Source organism: Dyadobacter endophyticus (assembly GCF_014641595.1).
Lineage (GTDB): Bacteria > Bacteroidota > Bacteroidia > Cytophagales > Spirosomataceae > Dyadobacter > Dyadobacter endophyticus.
This window is the reverse complement of the sequence record NZ_BMIA01000002.1, coordinates 1,142,861-1,164,225: the sequence shown is the minus strand read 5'-3', so window position 1 is coordinate 1,164,225 and position 21,365 is coordinate 1,142,861. Positions and strand designations below refer to the sequence as shown.

Below are 21,365 nucleotides of genomic sequence, written 5' to 3'. Positions count from 1 at the left end.
TAATACGACTTAAAAGGCAACCGGTCATTGCCAGTTGCCTTTTATCGATACTCATTTCGGTATTAGACAGCCACTTTTTCCAGTAGTTCATCAAGCCGCGTATACGAATCCACTACCCCGCGTTCCATTCCTGCCTGCACCATCCCGTCGCGGTCGGCAACGGACTGGAATACAGACTGAACGGTGAGACGTGACCGACCGCCGGGTAAGTCTTCAAAGCGGGACGTTTCCAGTATCACGTGGCCTTTTTCGGGCAGGCCTTCAAATTCAAATGTCTGAATGATCCGCTCAGGTGCTGTATGCTCGTGGCATACGCCGTGGAATGCGAATTCCATTGCATTGCCGGGAATTGTGTTGATGAAACGGTAGGAGCCGCCTGCGTAGGGTTCGAATTTCTCATAACGCACCGTCATATCGTTTGGCCCCCCTGCCCATTGTGTGAGCAAATCCTCTTCGCTGAATGCACGGAAGACAATCTCTCGCGGCGCTTCGAATTCGCGGATGATAAATAGCTCCTGTTTGCCTTCTTCTGCAATGATTTTGGTTTCATTTTTCGTTGCCATGTTGTTCGTTTTTTAAAGTGTTTATAATGTCGTCCAGTTTCTCAAACCGGCCTTCCCACATTTTGCGGAACGGGTCGATCCAGTCGGCCACTTCCGCCAGCTTTTTGGGCTGCACCGTGTAATAGCGTTCACGTCCCTGTGGATTGATACCGAGCAGGCCACATTCGAGCAGGATTTGTATATGCTTCGAAATCGCCTGACGGCTCACACCGAAGGATTCTGCCACTGCATTGGGGGTCATCGGTTTTTTCGCGATGAGGCCAATGATATCCCTTCTTGTAGGGTCTGCAATGGCCTGAAAAACATCTCGTCTCATTTCATTCTGATTAATTGCGCAATCGATCGATTGCAAATATATGCGCAATTAATCGGTTGCGCAATAGCAGCCTGAAATTTTTTTTAGGCTGCTATTGCGTTTCCAGTAAAGTGTTGATTTTGGTAGTGAGGATTTTGGGCAGTCTGCGACGATGTCGGTGCTATTTCCCAGCCAGCATAATCTTCGCCCCGCCTTTGCGGATAGATTCATACACCGCGTCGACAACGATCATGTCCTTCAATCCTTCCTCTCCGGTCACATTCGGATCGGGCTTGTTGTTGAGGATGATATCGGCAATGCCGTCCATTTGAAGTGTCTGATGCGTGACTACGGGCTGGTTCATCGGGCCGAGATGCGTACGGCCTTTGATAGGGCCGTAGCCAAAAGCAGGACTTAACTCTACAAATCCTTTTTCACCAACGACATATAGCCGCTCGTAGTTATTGAATGCATAAGTGGTTCCACAGCTCGCGACAATGCCGCTCGGGAAGCCCAGCTGGAACATAATCGTCTCGTCGACTTCCTTAAATTTCACCGGATCGGTTTTCGTTTCCTGCGCAGTAACCCAGATAGGCTCCTCACCCGTGGCGTACCGGGCGCCGTTAAGCGCGTAAATGCCCACGTCCATCATCGCGCCGCCGCCTGCGAGGGCCTTTTTCAACCGCCATTGGTTTGGGTCGCCGGATTTGAAACCCATATAGTTGTTCACATGCATGATCTTGCCGAGCTCGCCCGCCTCACGCATACGTATAAGCTCACGCGTATGAGGCTCGAAATGCATCCGGTAGCCTATATAAAACCTTACGCCCGCCTTTTTACAAGCGGCGATCATTTCCCGCGTTTGCTGTGCATTGTCGGCAACTGGTTTTTCGCAAATCACATGCTTGCCGGCCGCGGCAATTTGCAGGACGTGCTTGTGATGCAGGGAATTCGGCGTGGTAATGTATACAATGTCGATGTCCGGGTTATCCTTGATTTTGCTAACCGTCTCGTAATTGTAAGTGTTTTTCTCCGGGATATTATATTTCTGCTTCCAGGTTTCGAGCTTCGAGGGCGTCCCCGAAACAGCTCCCACGAGCGTTGCCATTTTGCAATCCTTCATCGCTTCGGCCACACGGGTTGCATAGCTGCCCAACCCCATTAATGCCACGCGCAATTGTTTGTCGGCCTTCGGGCCGGAGTACAGCTCACGCGCAGAAGCAGGGAGGTCGCTCAACGCTGTTACGCCGACGCCTAATGTCAGTTTTTGCAGGAAATCTCGACGGGTATCCATATTGAAGAGTGATTTTCAGTGACTATTAAAAGGCAAAAAGTGAGCTATGTCGTTGATCTCCTTGCAATTTTGTAACTCATTTATTTGAAAGTGTCAATTTTTGTTTTAGCGAAAGCTCTTGCAGCTTTGTGAGAATCAGCATGCGTCGTAACAAAAAAGCGGCACCTCCCGCAATGGGAAGGTGCCGCCCGGATACTATGTATTTGAACCTTACTTAACTGTCAGAATACGTTCTACTTTTTGATCGGTCAGCTCGAAAGTTTTTGTTTGGACTTCGTTGCCGCTGATAATGTCCAGCTTGTACTTGCCCGGCTCCATGGCATCGAGGTTCAAAGTACGTCCGAATTTTTTGTTTTCTCTCGACACTGTTTCGCGGTATACGACGGTTCCTTCGGCGTCTTTGAGCAACAATATTGTTTTGGTGTCAGTGCTGCCTTTGTCGACGAGAACGTTGATTTTACCGGTTTTGGTGGCATAAATGCCAGTTCCGAAAGTGGATGCTTTGTGTGCTCCTTTGTCGGCTGCCTGGGCAGTGAAAGAAGCGGCTGCAAGCGCAAATGCGCAGATGAAGGTTTTAACTGTTGTTTTCATGGCTGTTTTATTTTTATGGCTATAAATTTTGTTCTATTTTAAGAACACGACAAAGGTAAGACCGGCTTCTTGTAGCTTCGGAATCAAAGTACACGAGCGGAATTTCGGGTGGGACAAGTGGTTGATTCCCAGCATAAGCAATTGAACGGTATCTCATGGCTATTTTTGAATTTGTAACCAAGAGACTGAGATTGTTACGGGAGTGTTGCTTGGAAAAGTGTTAATAACTGTTAAAAAAAACGGCCCTCCATCTGTGGGGGCCGCTTTTAACTAAAACTAAAACCGAAACTATTCTTTTTCTACAAAGTCCATATCCTTTGTAAATGTCTCTTCAAGGAAATATAAGGCCAGCAATGCTACTACGGACGTTGCCACACCTATTACCAACCCACTCTGGACTACGCCCAGGTCGGGTCTGAAACGAACAAACAATGCTGCCAGCGGAATCGTCGCGCCGCGCACAAAATTGGGTACTGTCGTCGCCACAGTCGCCCGCAGGTTCGTACCGAACAACTCTGCCGCAATAGTAATGAACAATGTCCAGTAGCCATTGCAGAATCCGAGCAAGGTACAAAGCAAGTAGAAGGAGAACAAATCCTGCATCGGAATTAGCAAATAGCCGATCACCATTGCAAGCGACAGTACAATAAAAAGTCTGATGACCTTCTTCCTGCTCCGCATGTACTGACTAAGTAAACCACTGACGATGTCTCCTCCAACCTGCCCTGAAAAAGCCAGCATCACTGCTTTGCCCGCATTGATCCCCTCGATACCCTTCGCAGCCCCGAATTCGGGTGAAAAAGTAATGAGAATCCCCACCACAAACCAAATCGGTAGCCCTACCAGGATCGCCATCAGGTACTTGCCCAGGCGCTTGCCATTTGTGAGGATCATGAAAATATTACCGCGGTCAACCGATCGTTCCTTAGCGTGCTTAAACATTCCCGATTCGAAAACATTGAAGCGCAATACCAAAAGCAACAAACCCATGCCGCCTCCTACAAAATAAGATATGCGCCAGGCAAACAAATCGGCTACGAAATAAGCCAAAATAGCTCCTAAAACACCCAATGTGGCTACCAGTGTGGTGCCATAGCCCCGTATTTCTTTCGGCAGGACTTCGGTAACAAGCGTAATCCCGGCTCCAAGCTCACCGGCCAGGCCCACGCCCGCAATAAAGCGAAGGATTGCATATTGATCAAGCGATGTAACAAATCCGTTGCCGATATTGGCGAGTGAATACATGATTATCGACCCGAAAAGCACAGAAAGCCGACCTCTTTTATCCGCTATCACACCCCACAACACGCCGCCGATCAGCATTCCTGCCATTTGGTAATTCAATAAATTGATGCCCTCGTTGAGCAGCTGATCGTCGGCGACGTTCAGCGCTTTGAGACTCGGTACCCGCACTACACTGAACAAAAAGAGGTCGTACATATCGACCAGGTAGCCCAATGCAGCCACTATTACTGGCACTTGCAACAACTGCGAAAGCAGCGAAGGTTGGGTATTGTTTGTTGTTGTTGACATAGGGCTAGGGTTTTTGATGGAGAAATTACAACCTGTCGATCAGCATTCCGCCGTCCACGCCTATTACCTGGCCTGTGGAGTACGGGAAGTCGCCTCTCGTTAGCGACGCTACTGCCTTGCCGACGTCCTCTGGTGTGCCCCAGCGTGGCTGTAAAGCAATGCCGCTCTGGAACAGGTTGTCATATTTTTCCTGTACTTTGGAAGTCATGTCGGTGGCAATAATACCCGGCCGGATCTCATAAACCGGAATATTGAATTCTGCCATTCTCACCGCGAAAAGCAGGTTAGTCATGGCAAGCCCGGCTTTTGAAATACAATATTCACCGCGATTGATGGAGGCTACCGTCGCAGAAATGGACGTCACGAAAATGATCGCAGCCTCAAATGCGTGGTTATCCTGTTTGGCAGCAGCCATGCGTTTGCCGATGGCCTGGGTAAAAAAGAAAGGGCCTTCGAGGTTGGTCGTCATTACTTCCTGGTAATTCTCGACAGTCGTTTCGAGAAGGTCAAGCCGCACGCGAGGCGCAATCCCGGCATTGTTGACGAGCAGGTTGATCTGCCCGAAAACGGAATATGCTTTTTCAACAATAGCTTCCCGATCGGCGGCGCTGGCGATACTTCCCTGGCAATAGGCTACTTCGGCGCCCAGTTCGCGCAATTCGTTGAGGGCATCGGCAGCGCCCGCTTCGTCGCGGACGCCGTTGATCGCCAGGTTATATCCCTCTTTGGCAAGGGCTTTGGCAATGCCAAAACCGATGCCGCGACTTCCACCGGTGATTAATGCGGTCTTTTTCATAACTCCTGCACGTCAACCCATTGGCGTTTTTCCCAGCTTTCGAGGCCTTTTTCGGCGAGCTGCACACCACGCGCACCGGCTTTCAAATCCCAGGGGAATGGCTCGTCTTTTACAATATGTTTCAGGAACAGCTCCCACTGCACCTTGAATGCATTGTCGTAGATCTCTTGCTCAGGCACTTTCGACCAGCCGTCGAAGAATGGGATTGGCTGGGCGATATCGGGGTTCCATACCGGTTTTGGCGTATTGCCATAATGCTGTATGTAACAATCGCGCAGACCAGCAACAGCCGAGCCGTGTGTTCCGTCAACTTGCAGCGTCAGCAGGTCGTCGCGGCGTACTCGTACGGTCCATGACGAATTGAAATGGGCGATTACATCACCTTCGAGTTCGAATGTGGCGTAGCAGGCGTCGTCGGCAGTACATTTATAAGTATTACCATTTTCGTCAATACGCTCGGGAATGTGCGTTGCGCCCAGGCAGGAAACGGCTTTTACATTTCCAAACAGGTTATCCAGTACATACCGCCAGTGGCAAAGCATATCCACGATGATACCACCATCGTCTTCTTTGCGGTAGTTCCACGAAGGGCGTTGCGCAGGAATACTCGTACCTTCGAATACCCAGTAACCAAACTCGCCTCTTACCGAAAGGATCTTTCCGAAGAAACCGGATTCCATCAATCGTTTCAATTTGACCATTCCAGGTAGCCAGAGCTTATCCTGTACCACGCCGTTTTTCAAACCAGCCTTGGTAGCAAGGTCGTAAAGCTCCAATGCCTCTTCGGTGGTGGTACCGGTTGGTTTTTCACAATAAATGTGCTTTCCGGCTTTAATGGCCTTCTTCACAGCAGCTGCACGACGGCCGGTTACCTGCGCATCGAAATAGATCTGATAATGCGGATCGGACATGACCGAGTCGAGGTCGGTCGTGTATTTCTGCACGCCCGATTGCTTGCAAAGCGCTTGCAGTTTTGCCTCGTTGCGGCCCACGAGGATCGGGTCAGGCATGATCACCTCGTCGGAAGAGATTTTAACGCCGCCTTGCTCGATAATGGCTTTGATAGAACGTAACAAATGCTGGTTCGTACCCATACGGCCGGTTACGCCGTTCATGATAATGCCAATGGTATGTGTTGTCATTGTTGTTTATACAGTTTTAAGAAATGCCTCAGTTATCTCACTCAAAAACAAATGCTGGTCCTTAGCCCAATGGATATTCGAGAAGATCTCCACCTCGCAAAAGCCGTTGAAGCCCGTCGCTTCCACCCAGCCGCGGATCTTTTTCAAATCAATACACCCTTCACCCATTAAACCGCGGTCGTTCAAAAGATCGAGGGTGTTTACCTTCCAGTCGCAGACGTGGTAAGCGAGCAGATTACCATTGGCTCCGCAGCGGGCAATCTCTTTTTCCAGATCAGCATCCCACCACAAATGGTACACGTCCACGGCCACGCCCACGAAGGGTGATTTGAAATACTCGGCCATGTCATTCGCCTGCGCCATGGTGTTGATCGCCGAGCGGTCGGCGGCATACATCGGGTGCAGTGGCTCGATGGCCAGTTTTACGCCCAGTTTTTCCGCCAGCGGCAGAATGGCAGCAATCCCCTCGCGAATCTGGTCACGCGATGTTTCCAGCGACTGGTCGGGTGATGCACCGCATACCAGGACGATCATCGGCGCGCTCAAAGCTGCGGCCTCTTCGAGAAGCTTGCGGTTATGGTCGATCGCCTGTGCACGTCCGGCGCTGCTGGTATGCGGGAAAAACCCGCCGCGTACGTAAGAGACAATTTCCAGTCCGGCACCGCGGATGATTTCGCCTGCACGGTGCGGCCCGATACCCTCAATAGCATTCTGCCATATGCTAATGCCTTTCACGCCGGCGGCAGCATAGTTTTCCACCGCCTCCGAAAGTCCCCAGGGCTTCGTTGTAATGGTGTGGATACAGCACCGGTTGAGTGTTATGTTTTCCAATTCGGTAATTTGTTTTAAATAGACTTGGTTCGATTCGTTCATGTCACCCTGAGCGCAGTCGAAGGGTTTTGGCGACGCCGCAATTATCCTTCGACTCCGCTCAGGATGACACAACGCTAGCACCAGGCTGACAGTAGCGTTATTTCACTGCGCCCAAATATGAGTAATAAGGCAACCCCTTATTGATCCGGTGCAGGTAAAGTGCCAGTTCGCGTGCATGGTAATCGCCCCACATACTCGATTCGCCGCATGGAATCTTCTGGCCGGCCGGCACATTATCCCAGCCATTCGGACGGTGGTAGATCGAATGCAGAATCAAACCCTGGTGTGTAGGATCAGTTGAAAGGTATGGCTCTGCAAAAAGCGAATCCACGGCTGTCAGACCGGCTTGCCAGTAACGGTTCCCGGCATCGGATTGTCCTTTGTCTTTCAGGTATTTGCCGAGGCGAAGCAATCCTTGTGCGCCGATGGCCGTTGCAGAGCTGTCGATCGGCTCGAATTCGTTGTAAGGATCGGAAACTCTGGAAGTATAATCACCCAGTTTGTGTATTTGCGGAGCGCCGGTATCCCAGTAAGGAATGCCGTCGGAAGCAGTATTGGCAATGTAAAAATCGCAGGTAGCCTGTGCCGCCTTCAGGTAAATGCGCTCGATTTCAGCGCGTCCGCCGAGCGGTGCCAGTTCTTCGTCGGAGAAGCTGGCCAGCGACTCGAGCTGTTCGGCGAACCCTACCATTGCCCATGCGAGGCCGCGTGTCCAGGTGGTGAAGCCCGAGAAGCCTTGCTGCGAGTTGGGGCAGCGGTAATTTCCGTCGTTGGTGTTGAACACGCTTTCATGGGCGGTACGGCCCCAAAGGTCGTAGCTGTCGCGGCCTTCGCCGTAGTAAACCGAATAATTGGCAGTAGCAATCGAGTGCAGCGTTCCACGTTCGAGCAGGCTGGTTTTCAAATCATTCTCACCCATATAGCTATGGCCGAGCAAATGTGAAACCATCAGAGCCCTTACCGAACGGATCGTATCAACGAACAACGAGTGTGGGCCGTTGAACGAGTGAATGAAGCCCTGACCATTCTTAATGCCTGTCCAGCGGCGCGCCTGTACGGCCCCGGATACTTTCAGCGCGATTTCGTAAAAGTTGCGTTCCCATTTGTTTTCGGGAATCACACCTTCGTTCATCAGACGCAGCAGATTGCCATACGTGCTCACATTGTTGAAGCCATGATCGTGCACGCCAAAATGTCCCACATGGGAAGCCATAGACTCGACGGTGTTCTTACGGGCACTCGCGAGGTAGCTTTCGTCGCCGGTTGCGTCGAATTGCAAAACCTCCGCGCCATACTGGAAACCCTGTGTCCATTCCGTCCAGCCGCGAAGGGTATATTTGCCATTTACGGTGAAAACGGGCGTTCCTTTCGAATTGTCGTACTCTTTATTGATGAGCTTGATTTTCTCGCCGGAGAGCGCCCAGAGCCGGTCGATCTTGGGTTGGAGTGAAGCCGCCGTCAGTTCGTTTTTTATCTGCATAACTTATATCAATAGTATTATTTAGCCATTTAAATTTTGGATAATACAAAGATATTCGCAGTGAAAAGGGATAGCAAGGTACAAATTTGCTATTAAATGGTACTTTTCCGAACATGTTCGCGGTACTCGTTCGGGGTAAGGCCGGTTTTCTTTTTGAAGATGCGGCTGAAATAGGACGGGTCGTCCATCTGGATATGGTAGGCGATTTCCTTGCTGCTCAGGTTGCTGAAAACGAGGAGCCGCTTGGCTTCGAGGAGCAGCTTGTCGAGGATGTATTCCTGGCACGACACACCAAGGGCTTTTTTGATGATTTTGCTTAAATAATCGGGTGTGACAGACAGCTGACTGGCATATTGCTGCACTTCATGCATTTGCCGGAAGTTTTTTTCGACCAACTCCTGAAACCGGCCTGCCAGCTCGGGTACGGAAAGTGCGGAAGACTCGGCCGACTGTGCATTGTGCTGCGTGAGGAAGGCACATTTTTGTAATAACAATCCCAAATACCGTCCAATGAGCGTCTGGTCTGTTTCAGCATTCAAATGGTCGGTGACCATGTTTTCGAGGATGTTGTGGAAATAATGCTTGTCACTTTCGGATAGCGTAAGAATAGGCTGCCTGCGCGCGGGCTGGAAGAATGGCAACTGCGAAAGCGAGGGATTGACGGGGTTATAAAAAGTATAGAAATCTTCGGAAAACGCGACAATATAGCCCTGGAAAGAAGTTGAAAAGGTGAGTAAATGCACCTGCCCCGGCGTCAGGAAATGAAGTCCCGCTCCCTGGATATTATAGGAATGAAAGTCGATCTCGTGAAAACCCTGCCCTTCTTCAATAAAGAGGATCTCGTAATAGGTATGCCGGTGAGGCGCGTCGGTCGGGAGTGGGGTAATGGGCAGGGATATGGGCCCCGACTGGATAGGCCCCGACTGGATAGGCTCCGACTGGATAGGCCCGTCCTTCTGGACGTCAAGGCTGTTTTTAAACCTGAAAATTTTTAATGCAGGTACCTGGCTGGGCGTTTTTGGGAGGGAATGGACGGGGATAGCATCAGACACGAAAACCATGCATTAAGACTTTTTCAAATTCATTAATCGTTTCAAAAGCCAGAGAACCAACAATACTACCAGCACCAACGCAATCACCGGCAGAAACACCGCAAGGCCCGACAGCCCGAATGACGCAACGTTTTCCACGGTCGAAACCACCGGATTGCCGATGCCTGCCGTTGTCTTAGACGAAAGTAACCGCAGGATACCCGTACCAGCCTGGACAAGCCCGGCCGTTCCGCCCCCAAGGATCAGCCCGAGCCCCCAATGCAGCATCGGATTGTCGATTTCGATGAACGAAGTGGTGAGCAATGTCCCGGCAACCACGGCTGCGGGCGTAGTGACGGTATCCAGCAGGTTGTCGACAAATGGAATGTAATACCCCGCTATTTCGAGTAATGTAGCTGTTCCCAAGGCCAAAAAGGCCGTCCAGGAGGATAGCCACCCGAATTGTTCCCCGGGAGTGATCCACCCGTTCATGGCGGCGATATTCGCGACCAGCATCGGCAGAAATATCCTGAAACCGCAACTTGCGCTCAGGCCTATTCCTAAACATAAACTCAGAAACAGCTCCATATTGACTATATCCAGGCTTTAAAACGTTAATGTAGTGTATTTGAAAAAGATATACGCCGCTTGCCAGAATTTTTATCGGCTTTGTGACATTTTCTACTTTTGCATTGTTGATCCAGAACAACCACTGTAATTTAAAAGCTACCAGGTGAACCAGGAAACCAAAAGCGGCCAGATATTCGATCTTCCTACCTTAAGGCGTCTATATGCATTCGTTCGTCCTTATCAAAAGCAGTTTTACCTGCTCATAGCCATTATATTGCTCAATGCGGTGCTGGCGCCACTAATGCCCCTGCTGATCAAATATACCATCGACACGCCGATCGCTAGCGGAGATTATGTGCAACTCACCGTAATGCTCGTTGCCATGCTGGTCGTTACCGTTTTTCAGGGTATCGCACAGTTTTGGAATACGTACATGTCGGGCTGGCTCGGGCAGTACATTATACGCGACATCCGCGTGCAGTTGTACCAGAAAATCATTGGTTTGAGGCTCAAATTCTTTGATAACACGCCCATCGGCCGGCTGGTGACACGTACGATTTCCGATGTAGAAACACTTTCCAACGTATTCAGCGACGGTATGGCCGCCATCGCCGGGGACATTCTGCAACTGGTGCTGATCATCGCCGTGATGTTTTACACCGACTGGAAGCTCTCGATCATCAGCCTTTCCATGATCCCGCTCATGCTTTTCTGTACTTACGTTTTCAAAGAGAAGATCAAGGACTCCTTTAACGAGGTACGCGCTGCCGTTTCTAATCTTAATGCATTTGTACAAGAGCACATTACCGGAATGGGTATCGTGCAGATTTTCAGCAGCGAAGATATTGAATATAAGAAATTCAGGGAGATTAACAAGGTACACCGTAATGCGAACATCCGGTCTATCCTTTACTATTCCGTTTATTACCCCGTGGCGGACGTAATCGCGGCGGCAGGTACCGGTCTGGTGGTATGGTACGGTTCAAAGCAGATTCTGGGTGCTGAAATTACGTTTGGTACGGTTACGGCGTTTGTGATGTTTATCAACCTCTTCTTTCGTCCGATCCGACAGCTCGCAGACCGTTTCAACACGCTGCAGATGGGGATCGTCAGCACCGACCGCATCCTGAAATTGCTCGACAGCGATGAATATACTTCCAATGAAGGCACATTTGCACCGGCATCCATTAAAGGTAATGTGGAATTCAGGAACGTGTGGTTTGCCTATAATGACGAGGAATACGTTTTAAGGGATATTAATTTTAAAGTAAAAGAAGGTGAGACCATCGCCTTTGTGGGCGCCACCGGGGCGGGAAAATCCTCGATCATCAACCTGTTAACGCGTTTTTACGATATTAACAAGGGAAACATCTACGTCGATGGCATCGAAGTGCACGATTACGAACTGAATGCATTGCGCAGGCATATTGGGGTGGTGTTGCAGGATGTCTTCCTTTTCTCGGATACGATTGAAAACAATATCCGGCTCGGCGACGAAAGCATTACTCACGAGAAAATCGTCGAAGCGGCGAAACTGGTTGGCGTACACGATTTTATTGAGCGGCTGCCGGGAGGTTACACCTATAATGTAATGGAACGCGGCGCGACACTCTCGGTAGGTCAACGGCAGCTCATTTCCTTCGTACGCGCAATGGTGCACGAACCAAAGATCATCGTGCTCGATGAGGCTACCTCGTCTGTCGATAGCGAAACGGAAGAGCTTATCCAGCATGCAATCGAAAACCTGATGCACGGCCGAACAGCGATCGTGATTGCGCACCGGTTATCGACGATTCAGGAAGCTGATAAGATTATTGTGGTAGATAAAGGGCGGATCGTGGAGGAAGGTAACCACGAACAATTGCTCGAAAAGGATGGCGCTTATGCAAACTTGTACCGGATACAATATAAGGAGGTGCATAAAATTGGTACGTTGTAGAGCATCAGAACATCGTAAATCAAAAGAGGTTGTATAAAATGTGATTAAGCTGTCAACCTGAGCGCAGTCGAAGGGCATTTGCATCACGCATTTGCCCTTCGATTACACTCAGGGTGACGACGAAGTGTGATTTTACTCTTTTTGATACAACTTCTTTTTTAATTCCTCTTGCCGGTATCCAAAGGAATCGGTGGAGGGCCTATCAGGAAATCATCTTCTTCATTCCGTTTGGCAGGCGTGCTATCGCCTTCAACGCCGAGCGAGTCGCTTTCGGCTGGTGCCCATCGCGTAGGGCAATTGTATGTCTTGGATATCTTAAAGCTTGGTTTCGGGAATGGTCCGGGCTCGGCGGATTTGTCTTTATAAACCTTTTCGAGGAATGCTCCAACGAGCGGCAATGCGGTTTTAGCGCCTTCGCCGAGGTTGGTCGTCCGGAAGTGGATACTACGGTCGTCGCCGCCTACCCATGCGCCCACCACGAGGTCACGCGTGACGCACATGAACCAGCCGTCGGAGTTGTTGGAGGTTGTGCCTGTTTTACCTCCCAGTTCATTGCCGTTCAGTGTCACATTGAACCTCCATCGGATACTTCCCGAGGTACCACCGCCTTCCTCCACGCCTGCGCGCAGCATCTGCAACATCAGAAACGCAGATTCTTCGCTGATCGCCTGACGGTGCTCGGGCTGGAATTCTTCAATTACCTTACCATTACTGTCCTCAATCTTTGTCACAAGGATAGGCTGGGTGTAAGTACCATTGTTGGCAAAAACACCATATGCTGCCACCATATCATAAAGCGACACGTCGAACGGCCCCAAACCGATGGATGGAACAGGCTTTAAGGGCGTGGTAATACCCATTTTTTTAGCGTAACGAACCACATTTGCCGCACCGACCTGGTCGGTAAGTTCAGCCGTTACCGAGTTGATGGATTGTGCCAGTGCCCTGCGGAGCGTCATGGGTGCATACGTGTACGATCCGGTCGCGTTTCTGGGTTTCCATATTTTCTCCTCACCATCTTCCTCGTATGTTTTCTCAAACGGCTTGTCCACGATCTCATCACAAGGGGTCATATTGAATGACGAATCGTCGATCGCGGTCGTGTAAACGAAGGGCTTGAATGTCGAGCCGGGTTGTCTTTTGCCCTGCTTGACCGCATCATATTTGAAATAATTGTAGTCCAGACCGCCTACCCAGGCTTTGATTTGCCCGGTTTGCGGGTTCATAGCCATCATACCGGCGCGGAGAATGCGCTTGTAGTAATCGAGGGAATCCATGGAGCTCCAGTACTTGGTCATTTCTCCGCTGTTTTTCCAGTCGTATACCGTCATCGTGTCCTTTTTATTGAGGTAATAGGTCACGCTGTCGGGGCTGTTCGGGAATTTGGCTGCAAGCGCCTTGTATTTGCTGGTACGTTTCACGACGTTCGGCAGGAAATCGGTGATCTCGTTGCCGTCTTCGTCGCGCCAGGGGTTCTGGTTGCGCCAGTGATCTTCGAAAACACGTTGCAACTGCTTCATTTTCTGAGTCATGGCTTCTTCCGCATCTTCTTGCATGCGCGAGTCGATGGTCGTGTAGATTTTCAAGCCATCGGTATAAAGGTCGTAACCGTTCTCATCACCCCATTTTTTGACAAAATCAACTACCGCATTCTTGAAATAGTTGGCATTGCCGTCGTAAGGCGTTTCGAATTTGGTCTTCAGTTCAATAGGTAATGCACTGATCGAGTCGGCCTGTTTGGCGCTCAGGTAACCATATTTGCGCATTTGATCGATCACCACATTGCGGCGTTCGAGCGAGCGCTTCATGTTCCGGATCGGATTGTAGGTGGTAGTCGCTTTTTGTAAACCAACGAGTACGGCTGATTCCTGAACATTGAGGCTGTCCGGAGATTTGCTGAAATACGACTTGGCAGCCGTGTTGATGCCATAAGTATTATTCCCGTAGTCCACCGTGTTGAAATACATCGTCAGAATTTCCTCTTTGGTGAAATTCCTTTCGAGTTTGATGGCCGTGAGCCATTCTTTGGTTTTGTAAATCAATGTACTAAGGCCTGGAACGTAGCCAAGTACGCCTCGCGCACCGGATTTGCGGGTTTTAAATAGCTTTTTTGCAAGCTGCTGGGTGATGGTACTACCACCCCCGCGGTCGGTCGCGCCGGTAACGATGCCCCAGGCTACGCTGGCCATGGCTTTGTAGTCGATACCCGAGTGCTTGTAAAAACGGGCATCCTCCGTAGCGATCAATGCTTTTACAAGGTTGGGAGAAATTTGCTTGTAGGGAACGGGTGTCCTGTTCTCAGTGTAAAATTTCCCGATCATTACCCCGTCGGCGGTATAAATCTCCGACGATTGCGCCACTTTCGGGTTTTGCAGATCTTCCACGCTTGGCATGCTGCCCATGAGCCAGAGGAAGTTTGTTTCAACACAGAAAATATAAAGACCAAATGCTACGATACCGTAAACGATGGTCTTCCAGACCGTTACAATGGGTCGATAATAGGTAGCATTGACATCCACCTTGTCCTCCCACCAGCCGCGCAGCGACTTTTTGTTCTGCCGGTAGGAATGAAAGAGCTCGTCGGCTTTCGGCTTGCCGGTTACAAGGGAAGTAATTCTATAAGCAATCCTGTTGATGAGTGTGGCGAGGCGCGACCGGAATGTCCGGAACAGCGTTCTGATTGTGGTAAAAAACGATCGGATAACTTCCATCAAACGTTTTGGTTCGTAATGTGTCAAAGATAAGAAAAGCCGGATAGATATGATTCGATCCGGCTTTTTCTGGGATTTATTCTATTCAGCTTTGTGAAATTTCAATGCGGCTCCGTTCATGCAGTAACGAAGTCCTGTGGGTTTTGGACCGTCATTGAAAACGTGCCCGAGGTGCCCGCCACACGTTCTGCAAACCACTTCGGTGCGTACCATGCCGTGCGTTTTATCCACAATTTCTTCTACGTTTTCCTTGGCCACCGGCATAAAGAAGCTCGGCCAGCCCGAACCCGAATCGTATTTTGCTTCGGAACTGAAAAGGGGTGTCCCGCAAGCGGCGCACACGTAGGTTCCTTCTTCTTTATTGTCATTATAAGGATGTGAAAAAGGGCGTTCTGTACCTTTCTCAAACAGAACGAAGCATTGCTGGCCGGTAAGCTCCTGCTGCCATTCTTCCCTGGTCTTTTGTACTTCTCTCATGGATTTATTTTTTAGGAATGGTGGAAATCGTACCATATCCATTGATAACGTTGAAGCGAAATTTATCGTTTAGAAAAAATGCGGCGAAGCCATGAATCCTGTGGCGGCCAGCATTGGTTCTGCGACTCTGGCGGTCTCCTGAATAATCCGCCCGAAATGCCGAAATATAAATTGAATGCTCTGGGATTACCGATGTTCAAGAGCCCTGTGAGATGGTCGGTGCCGACCCAGAGGGGGCCTATGCGGCCCGCGAGCCCGATAGCCGGTGAACGGTAACGGTTCATGAGCGACAGTGGGACCGATATTTCGTACCATTTGTGTTCGTAGCGGGGCGTAACGCCGATGTAGGACTCTGCTTTCATTCCAAATGCGCCCTGCGTTATCAGATTCTGCACCCAGAGTCCATTGACATACACATTCGGTTTTACATTATAATCCACACTTGCCTGAAATGCCATCGGTAATACCGATTTGAAATTGGGCGCAAGCGGTTCGCCGCCATCCAACGATGAGTTGATCGCGTTGAAAATGCCCTCAGAGCCTTTGAGCTTCTGGAAGGTGTCGTAGCGGAATTCCTTATTGGTGGTGTGCGTCTCCTGTTGCAGAATGTAGGCCGGGTTTTTGAAATGGACACGGCCGATATCGGTCAGGGACACGGCAATCCGGTACAGGTATTTGTTCTTCGATGCGTCACGTTTGCGCTCACCCCTTTCACGATAGGTGACCTTATGAACGTCGGGCCGGTATTCGTAAACAGCCCCGAGATCGAAACCCCAGCCACTTCCGGGAGGTGCGCCCCCGAAAAGCCAGGCGGGCGAGGGTTTCACATTCTGAAAACCTTCGTCACGCGTGAGCGCATAGCGCACATTGATTTCGTTTACATTAATATACTGCCGCTTGTTTTCCCAGGTGGCGTCCGGCTGGATGTCGTACGACGAATTGTCGATAATGGCGTGGGCATTGTAAAGGCCCAGCAGCCTTTTGATTGTTATACCTACTTTAAGGTAATCCGTTTCATCATCGAAAACGGTGCCGCCCAGCGTAAATGCCACCTCACCAAGGCCATTCAGATGTAACCGGCCTGATTGGTGCTCATATACCTGCTCCTGCAAATCCTTGAACTGTGTGGTCTTGCTGATCAGGCGGGCAAGTGGCTCGGTTACCTGCGAGGTGTTGAGGATATAACGAACCCGTGTTGAAATTCCCACGCCGATCCGCCCTTTAAACATATTGAACATAACCGAGGGCAGGCGCGTGTCGCCGCCCGCGTTCAGATACTTCTTGTTGCCGTTCAGCTTTTCACCCAGGTAGGAGCGGGGGAAAAGTAACATGCCCCTTTCATTATGGTATTTGGCAGGAACAGTGTTGGTAATCAGGCTCAGGAACGAGTATGGTGCTTCGTATTTGACGTGGTTGTTTGCGGTGTAAAATTGTGTACCGACCAGGTTTACATAGATACTGTAACGGCTGTCGGCCACAAATGCCGGATTATGGTACAATGCGTTCGTTCCGGCAAAATTGCTCATGGCCGTGCCCGGCAAATGCTGGGCTTGGGCGTTGATGGTTAATCCGCACACCAGTCCTAATATGGATAACCAGCTTTTTTGCATAAGGAACGTAATTCGGTAGGGGTGGCCGACATTTATCAGGTTACAAATAAAATGCTAACGGCACTGACTTGCAACATTGTTTACTGAATGCGTAAATAATATTCCATAACGCTTGGCGGCACGATTTTAATACGGAGGAAATGCGCAAACGGTTGCTCCTTGGTAACTTGTCACCCTCAATGGATTAGGCGCTTTTTGGCTTTTTCCGGGAAGTGCAGGGTAAGCCGGTGAGTCGATGCCTGTTGGTATTTGTTTTGGTAATTCATACATTGACCATATATTGTTCTGTGAACTATCGGTATTGACTTATTCAAATTTTGAATTGTATGAATTTTTCATTTTCAAATTATCAAATAGAAAATTTTTTCGATGAAATGTTTACCCCGGAGGGAGAAATACGTCAGGGCTATGAGCATTTGAAGAACAAATTTGAAAATCTGACGCACGAAGATCTTACCAACCGCCAGCTAGCTACCGAGCGCGCGCTGTTATCGATGGGCATCACTTTTAATGTGTATTCGGAAGGTGAGGGCACCGAGCGCATTATGCCTATCGACATCATTCCTCGTGTGCTGTCGAATGCGGAGTGGGAATGGCTTGAAAAAGGTCTGAAACAGCGGATCAAGGCATTAAATATGTTCATTGACGACGTGTACAACGAACAGAATATATTGAATGACGGCGTGGTGCCACGCGAGCTGATCGAGTCGAGTAAATGCTTTCTCAAACCTTGCATTGGCCTGAAACCGCCGAAGGGAATCTGGTGCCATATTACCGGTACCGACCTTATCAAAGGCGATGACGGGACGTTCATGGTTTTGGAAGATAACCTGCGTTGCCCGTCGGGAGTTTCTTATATGCTGGAAAACAGGGAGTTGTCGAAACAGATTTTCCCTGACGTTTTGGCCCGCACGGGTGTGCGACCGGTGTCTGATTATCCGACCCGCCTGCTGCAAATGCTGCAACACCTGGCCGACCGTCCTAATCCGACTGTGGCCGTGTTAACACCAGGTATCTATAATTCGGCCTATTTCGAACATTCGTATCTGGCACAGCAGATGGGAGTGGAACTTGTGGATGCGCGCGACCTCGTGGTGTCGGATGGTTATGTCAAAATGCGGACAACCAATGGCTTGCAGATCGTGGATGTGATTTATCGCCGGATCGACGATACTTTCATGGACCCGGAATCATTCCGGGAGGATTCGCTGATCGGTATTCCCGGCATATTTGAGGTGTATAAAAAAGGACGCGTGGCACTGGCCAACGCGCCGGGAACGGGCGTGGCCGATGATAAGGTGGTGTACGCATACGTGCCGCGCATTATCAAGTATTACCTGGGCGAAGAAGCGATTATTCCGAACGTAAAGACCTACATCTGCGGCGAAGAGGATGATATGAACTACGTTCTTGAGAATATTTCAGAACTGGTTGTAAAAGAAGCCAATGAAGCCGGAGGGTACGGAATGCTCATCGGCCCTAAGGCGACCGAAGAAGAACACGAACTTTTTCGTCAGAAAATAAAGGACAATCCGCGGAATTATATTGCCCAGCCAACGATTTCACTATCAAGGGTGCCTTGCATGGTCGAGGGACACGCCGAAGGACGGCACGTCGACCTCCGGCCTTACATATTATATGGCGATGACGTGAGCGTGATCCCGGGTGGACTTACCCGCGTAGCGTTGCGTAAGGGATCGCTAGTGGTGAACTCGTCGCAGGGTGGCGGCGGAAAAGACACCTGGGTATTGTATTAAGTTATCATTAACAGTTACTGGCAGGCTGTTCATGATAACGGTTTATATTTTTTGATAAACTTGTTTGAACTGCCTTTTGGAATAGTCAGTAACTTAAATGATTAAACAATGCAACGCCATATAACCGGATGGTTTAGTCCGGCGCTTAACAAGGAAATGGAAATTGCCGTTTACGGGCACTATGGAATTGCGCTGCTGCTCATCCCAACGGCAGCATCGGATTTCCTGGAATATGAACGGAACGGGTTGATCGAGAGCATCGAGCCTTATATTTATACCGGTAAGGTGAAGGTGTATTGCATTAACAGTATCAACGCCGAGAGCTGGCTGAATCCACATATGCATGGCTACGACAAAGCTGTCCGGCACCAGGCGTTTAACGATTACGTGATCAAGGAGGTGGTGCCGTTTATCAAGCAGGACACCAGCCCGGATAATGAGATCATTGCGGCGGGTGCCTCGTTCGGCGCGTTGCATGCGGCCAACCTGTTTTTCAAGCATCCCGATTACATCCACGGAGTGATCGCGATGAGCGGCTGTTACGACCTGAGCGTTTATACCGACGGTTATTACGATGATAATGTATATTTCAACTCGCCGGTGCATTACCTGCCCAATTTGAAAGCGGAGTGGCATTTGCAGATGTACCGCGATAGCCGCCATATCCATTTCATCACTGGCTCCGGTGCCTATGAGGTGCCGGATTATTCGAGACACATTTCCTCGATCCTGGCTTCGAAAAACGTGCCGCATGAGCTGGATATCTGGGGAAGCGACATCCCTCACGACTGGTGGGCCTGGAAGAAAATGCTTCCTTACTATCTGGAAACCAGGTTTTGATACAATATACTAAAAGCAAATGCCCTGAAATACTCACATTCCAGGGCATTTGCTTTTAAAGTATTTCAAATCACGCGCCTTCGAATTGCCGCAGGAACCTGACGTCGTTTTCTGTAAACAAGCGGAGGTCGTTGATGCCGTAACGCAACATAGTGATGCGCTCGATACCCATCCCGAATGCGAAACCGGTGTATTCTTCACTGTCGATGCCGCAGTTTTCCAACACGTTCGGATCTACCATTCCTGAACCGGCGATTTCGACCCAGCCGGTGTGCTTGCAAACATTGCAGCCTTTTCCCCCGCAGATAAAGCAGGAAACATCGATTTCGGCGCTAGGCTCGGTAAACGGGAAGTAAGACGGACGGAGGCGGATCCTGGAATCCTTTCCGAACATTTCTTTCGCAAAGTGATACAATGTATCCTTGAGGTCTTTGAAGCTTACGTTCTTATCCACATAAAGGCCCTCTACCTGGTGGAAAACGCAATGCGCACGAGCTGAAATCGCTTCGTTACGGAACACACGACCCGGCATAATGGAACGGATCGGCGGCTTTTGGCGCTCCATCAGGCGTACCTGCACGTTGGACGTGTGCGTACGCAGCAGGATGTCGTCTTTTACATCGCCCTCGCTTTTGGAAATAAAGAATGTATCCTGCATTTCACGCGCCGGGTGGTTGTCGGCGAAGTTCAATGCACTGAAATTGTACCAATCCTTCTCGATTTCTGGCCCGTAAGACACGTTGAAGCCCATGCGTTCGAAGATCTCGATGATCCTCCGACGAACAATGGTTAGCGGATGGAGGCTTCCCTGCAAGTTTGGAGTTACTGGCAAAGTGAGGTCGATCAGCATTTCGGGGTTGCTGTCCGTAGAGTTTTCGAGTGCCGTTTGAAAATCCAGGAAACGCGTTTGCGCGAGGTTTTTGAGCGTATTCAATTCCTGCCCAACTGCGCGCCGGTCTTCCTGAGGGATGTTTTTGAGGTTATCAAAAAGCTCTGTTACTGCGCCTTTTTTACTGATATATTTTAACCTGAAAGCTTCCAGCTGTTCTTTGTTGCTAACCGCTGCCTGTTCGATTTCAGAAACTAACTCCTTTACCCGCTCGGTAATCATAAAAGCTTGTTGTTATTGGTGAGTTGGGCCGCCGCTATTGTGGCGGGAGGCCCTTTTCGGGGGCCCCTGAATTTCTGCAAAGATAACGAAAGTTCACTCGCGGGCAGAAATGAAATAGCGCTGAAACGTTTATAGGGACGGTTTATGATAAAAGTCCACGTTTCAAGTACTACGTAAAATTACGTATTTTACTAAGGTCGCTTACGTCATTTTACAAATCTCACTTTATTTAAATACCTGATTATCAATCACTTTGGTTGCTATGCGTACTTTTACGTATTTCATGAACACTACACGATGTGCTAATTTTGAAACAAGAAATCACAACAATATCAGCGTAGTTACCATGAAAAATTTTCCAAGCTTTACTCGCCCCAACCTGTCAGAGAGATCATACAGCGACAGCCGTTCTTATATCTCAGTCCAATCAATGGGCAGAACGATCTTCTTGACACCCGACGTAATCACTTTCCTTGAAGGTGAAGGTAACTATACATTCATATATACGAATAACGGTAAGAAGTACCTGGTGTCAAAAACGTTGAAATCTCTGGCAGAGCAGTTAAGCGATAAATTTCTACGCGTTCATAAATCATACCTCGTGAATGCCGACTACGTGGTAGAGCGTCTGGAAGACGATCGCATGCTGAAACTCTCATGCGGCAAAGAAGTAGTGGTATCACGCAGAAAAATTAAAGAGGTGTCCGGTCTTCTGGATCACACCAACCTCATTCGCATCAGTGCATAAGAAG

Annotated in this window: 19 protein-coding genes; 4 read left to right on the top strand and 15 right to left on the bottom strand. The window is 49.5% G+C overall.

The features are described 5' to 3' along the window. Positions 1-62 precede the first annotated feature (62 nt). The 11 genes from IEY24_RS17005 to IEY24_RS16955 form a co-directional block, all read right to left on the bottom strand. A complete protein-coding gene (locus IEY24_RS17005) occupies positions 63-563 on the bottom strand; it encodes an SRPBCC family protein (RefSeq protein ID WP_188934197.1) in 501 nt (166 codons plus the stop codon). Further along, positions 547-879: an ArsR/SmtB family transcription factor gene (locus IEY24_RS17000; RefSeq protein WP_188934195.1), complete on the bottom strand. Its 333-nt coding sequence runs from the start codon at positions 877-879 to the stop codon at positions 547-549. Before IEY24_RS17000 ends, IEY24_RS17005 begins: the two co-directional genes overlap by 17 nt. A gap of 160 nt (positions 880-1,039) precedes the next feature. Continuing rightward, the gene (locus tag IEY24_RS16995; protein WP_188934193.1) at positions 1,040-2,152 is read right to left on the bottom strand and encodes a Gfo/Idh/MocA family protein; all 1,113 of its coding nucleotides are present in this window, start codon (positions 2,150-2,152) and stop codon (positions 1,040-1,042) included. 210 nt (positions 2,153-2,362) lie between these two features. Further along, positions 2,363-2,743: a T9SS type A sorting domain-containing protein gene (locus IEY24_RS16990; RefSeq protein WP_188934191.1), complete on the bottom strand. Its 381-nt coding sequence runs from the start codon at positions 2,741-2,743 to the stop codon at positions 2,363-2,365. A 288-nt stretch (positions 2,744-3,031) separates the two neighbouring features. Beyond that, a complete protein-coding gene (locus IEY24_RS16985) occupies positions 3,032-4,276 on the bottom strand; it encodes an MFS transporter (RefSeq protein WP_188934189.1) in 1,245 nt (414 codons plus the stop codon). 25 nt (positions 4,277-4,301) lie between these two features. Further along, on the bottom strand, positions 4,302-5,072 hold the full coding sequence (locus IEY24_RS16980; protein WP_188934187.1) for a 3-ketoacyl-ACP reductase: 771 nt from the start codon (positions 5,070-5,072) through the stop codon (positions 4,302-4,304). Continuing rightward, positions 5,069-6,214 carry a Gfo/Idh/MocA family protein gene (locus IEY24_RS16975; RefSeq protein WP_188934185.1) on the bottom strand — a complete coding sequence of 382 codons (1,146 nt, stop codon included), beginning with the start codon at positions 6,212-6,214 and terminating at the stop codon, positions 5,069-5,071. Before IEY24_RS16975 ends, IEY24_RS16980 begins: the two co-directional genes overlap by 4 nt. Before the next feature lie 6 nt (positions 6,215-6,220). Beyond that, the gene (locus IEY24_RS16970) at positions 6,221-7,045 is read right to left on the bottom strand and encodes a sugar phosphate isomerase/epimerase family protein (protein ID WP_229222477.1); all 825 of its coding nucleotides are present in this window, start codon (positions 7,043-7,045) and stop codon (positions 6,221-6,223) included. A gap of 139 nt (positions 7,046-7,184) precedes the next feature. Beyond that, complete coding sequence (locus IEY24_RS16965) at positions 7,185-8,567, bottom strand: glycoside hydrolase family 88 protein (RefSeq protein ID WP_188934181.1); 1,383 nt, start codon at positions 8,565-8,567, stop codon at positions 7,185-7,187. A gap of 92 nt (positions 8,568-8,659) precedes the next feature. Next, positions 8,660-9,628: a helix-turn-helix domain-containing protein gene (locus IEY24_RS16960; RefSeq protein ID WP_188934178.1), complete on the bottom strand. Its 969-nt coding sequence runs from the start codon at positions 9,626-9,628 to the stop codon at positions 8,660-8,662. 3 nt (positions 9,629-9,631) lie between these two features. Continuing rightward, the gene (locus tag IEY24_RS16955; RefSeq protein WP_188934176.1) at positions 9,632-10,186 is read right to left on the bottom strand and encodes a DUF4126 domain-containing protein; all 555 of its coding nucleotides are present in this window, start codon (positions 10,184-10,186) and stop codon (positions 9,632-9,634) included. Positions 10,187-10,331: 145 nt separating this feature from the next. Between IEY24_RS16955 and IEY24_RS16950 the strand changes: the two genes are divergently transcribed. After that, positions 10,332-12,107, top strand: coding sequence for an ABC transporter ATP-binding protein (locus IEY24_RS16950; protein WP_188934174.1), 1,776 nt, complete (start codon positions 10,332-10,334; stop codon positions 12,105-12,107). Between the two features lie 158 nt (positions 12,108-12,265). Here the strand turns inward: IEY24_RS16950 and IEY24_RS16945 are convergent, their stop codons facing one another. The 3 genes from IEY24_RS16945 to IEY24_RS16935 all read right to left on the bottom strand — a co-directional run bounded on the left by IEY24_RS16945 (position 12,266) and on the right by IEY24_RS16935 (position 16,905). After that, a complete protein-coding gene (locus IEY24_RS16945; protein ID WP_188934172.1) occupies positions 12,266-14,818 on the bottom strand; it encodes a penicillin-binding protein 1A in 2,553 nt (850 codons plus the stop codon). Between the two features lie 81 nt (positions 14,819-14,899). Continuing rightward, positions 14,900-15,295 (bottom strand): peptide-methionine (R)-S-oxide reductase MsrB, encoded by a 396-nt coding sequence (gene msrB / locus IEY24_RS16940; RefSeq protein WP_188934170.1) that lies wholly within the window; start codon positions 15,293-15,295, stop codon positions 14,900-14,902. A 62-nt stretch (positions 15,296-15,357) separates the two neighbouring features. Further along, on the bottom strand, positions 15,358-16,905 hold the full coding sequence (locus IEY24_RS16935; protein ID WP_188934168.1) for a DUF5723 family protein: 1,548 nt from the start codon (positions 16,903-16,905) through the stop codon (positions 15,358-15,360). 326 nt (positions 16,906-17,231) lie between these two features. Between IEY24_RS16935 and IEY24_RS16930 the strand changes: the two genes are divergently transcribed. Beyond that, positions 17,232-18,662, top strand: a complete 1,431-nt coding sequence (locus IEY24_RS16930; RefSeq protein ID WP_188934166.1) for a circularly permuted type 2 ATP-grasp protein — start codon at positions 17,232-17,234, stop codon at positions 18,660-18,662. A 108-nt stretch (positions 18,663-18,770) separates the two neighbouring features. Next, a complete protein-coding gene (locus IEY24_RS16925; protein ID WP_188934164.1) occupies positions 18,771-19,502 on the top strand; it encodes an esterase family protein in 732 nt (243 codons plus the stop codon). 70 nt (positions 19,503-19,572) lie between these two features. On the opposite strand, the gene pheS is transcribed toward IEY24_RS16925, so the two are convergent. Continuing rightward, positions 19,573-20,613 carry a phenylalanine--tRNA ligase subunit alpha gene (gene pheS / locus IEY24_RS16920; RefSeq protein ID WP_188934162.1) on the bottom strand — a complete coding sequence of 347 codons (1,041 nt, stop codon included), beginning with the start codon at positions 20,611-20,613 and terminating at the stop codon, positions 19,573-19,575. Between the two features lie 430 nt (positions 20,614-21,043). Between pheS and IEY24_RS16915 the strand changes: the two genes are divergently transcribed. Continuing rightward, positions 21,044-21,361, top strand: a complete 318-nt coding sequence (locus IEY24_RS16915; RefSeq protein ID WP_188934160.1) for a LytR/AlgR family response regulator transcription factor — start codon at positions 21,044-21,046, stop codon at positions 21,359-21,361. Positions 21,362-21,365 lie beyond the last annotated feature (4 nt).

Coding starts and splice junctions, on each gene's coding strand:
- IEY24_RS16995 (WP_188934193.1), bottom strand. CDS start 2,152: ATGGATACCCGTCGAGATTTCCTGCAAAAACTGACATTAGGCGTCGGC.
- IEY24_RS16960 (WP_188934178.1), bottom strand. CDS start 9,628: ATGGTTTTCGTGTCTGATGCTATCCCCGTCCATTCCCTCCCAAAAACG.
- IEY24_RS16925 (WP_188934164.1), top strand. CDS start 18,771: ATGCAACGCCATATAACCGGATGGTTTAGTCCGGCGCTTAACAAGGAA.
- IEY24_RS16930 (WP_188934166.1), top strand. CDS start 17,232: ATGAATTTTTCATTTTCAAATTATCAAATAGAAAATTTTTTCGATGAA.
- IEY24_RS16975 (WP_188934185.1), bottom strand. CDS start 6,214: ATGACAACACATACCATTGGCATTATCATGAACGGCGTAACCGGCCGT.
- IEY24_RS16985 (WP_188934189.1), bottom strand. CDS start 4,276: ATGTCAACAACAACAAACAATACCCAACCTTCGCTGCTTTCGCAGTTG.
- IEY24_RS16915 (WP_188934160.1), top strand. CDS start 21,044: ATGGGCAGAACGATCTTCTTGACACCCGACGTAATCACTTTCCTTGAA.
- IEY24_RS16945 (WP_188934172.1), bottom strand. CDS start 14,818: ATGGAAGTTATCCGATCGTTTTTTACCACAATCAGAACGCTGTTCCGG.
- IEY24_RS16965 (WP_188934181.1), bottom strand. CDS start 8,567: ATGCAGATAAAAAACGAACTGACGGCGGCTTCACTCCAACCCAAGATC.
- IEY24_RS17000 (WP_188934195.1), bottom strand. CDS start 879: ATGAGACGAGATGTTTTTCAGGCCATTGCAGACCCTACAAGAAGGGAT.
- pheS (WP_188934162.1), bottom strand. CDS start 20,613: ATGATTACCGAGCGGGTAAAGGAGTTAGTTTCTGAAATCGAACAGGCA.
- msrB (WP_188934170.1), bottom strand. CDS start 15,295: ATGAGAGAAGTACAAAAGACCAGGGAAGAATGGCAGCAGGAGCTTACC.
- IEY24_RS17005 (WP_188934197.1), bottom strand. CDS start 563: ATGGCAACGAAAAATGAAACCAAAATCATTGCAGAAGAAGGCAAACAG.
- IEY24_RS16990 (WP_188934191.1), bottom strand. CDS start 2,743: ATGAAAACAACAGTTAAAACCTTCATCTGCGCATTTGCGCTTGCAGCC.
- IEY24_RS16955 (WP_188934176.1), bottom strand. CDS start 10,186: ATGGAGCTGTTTCTGAGTTTATGTTTAGGAATAGGCCTGAGCGCAAGT.
- IEY24_RS16980 (WP_188934187.1), bottom strand. CDS start 5,072: ATGAAAAAGACCGCATTAATCACCGGTGGAAGTCGCGGCATCGGTTTT.
- IEY24_RS16935 (WP_188934168.1), bottom strand. CDS start 16,905: ATGCAAAAAAGCTGGTTATCCATATTAGGACTGGTGTGCGGATTAACC.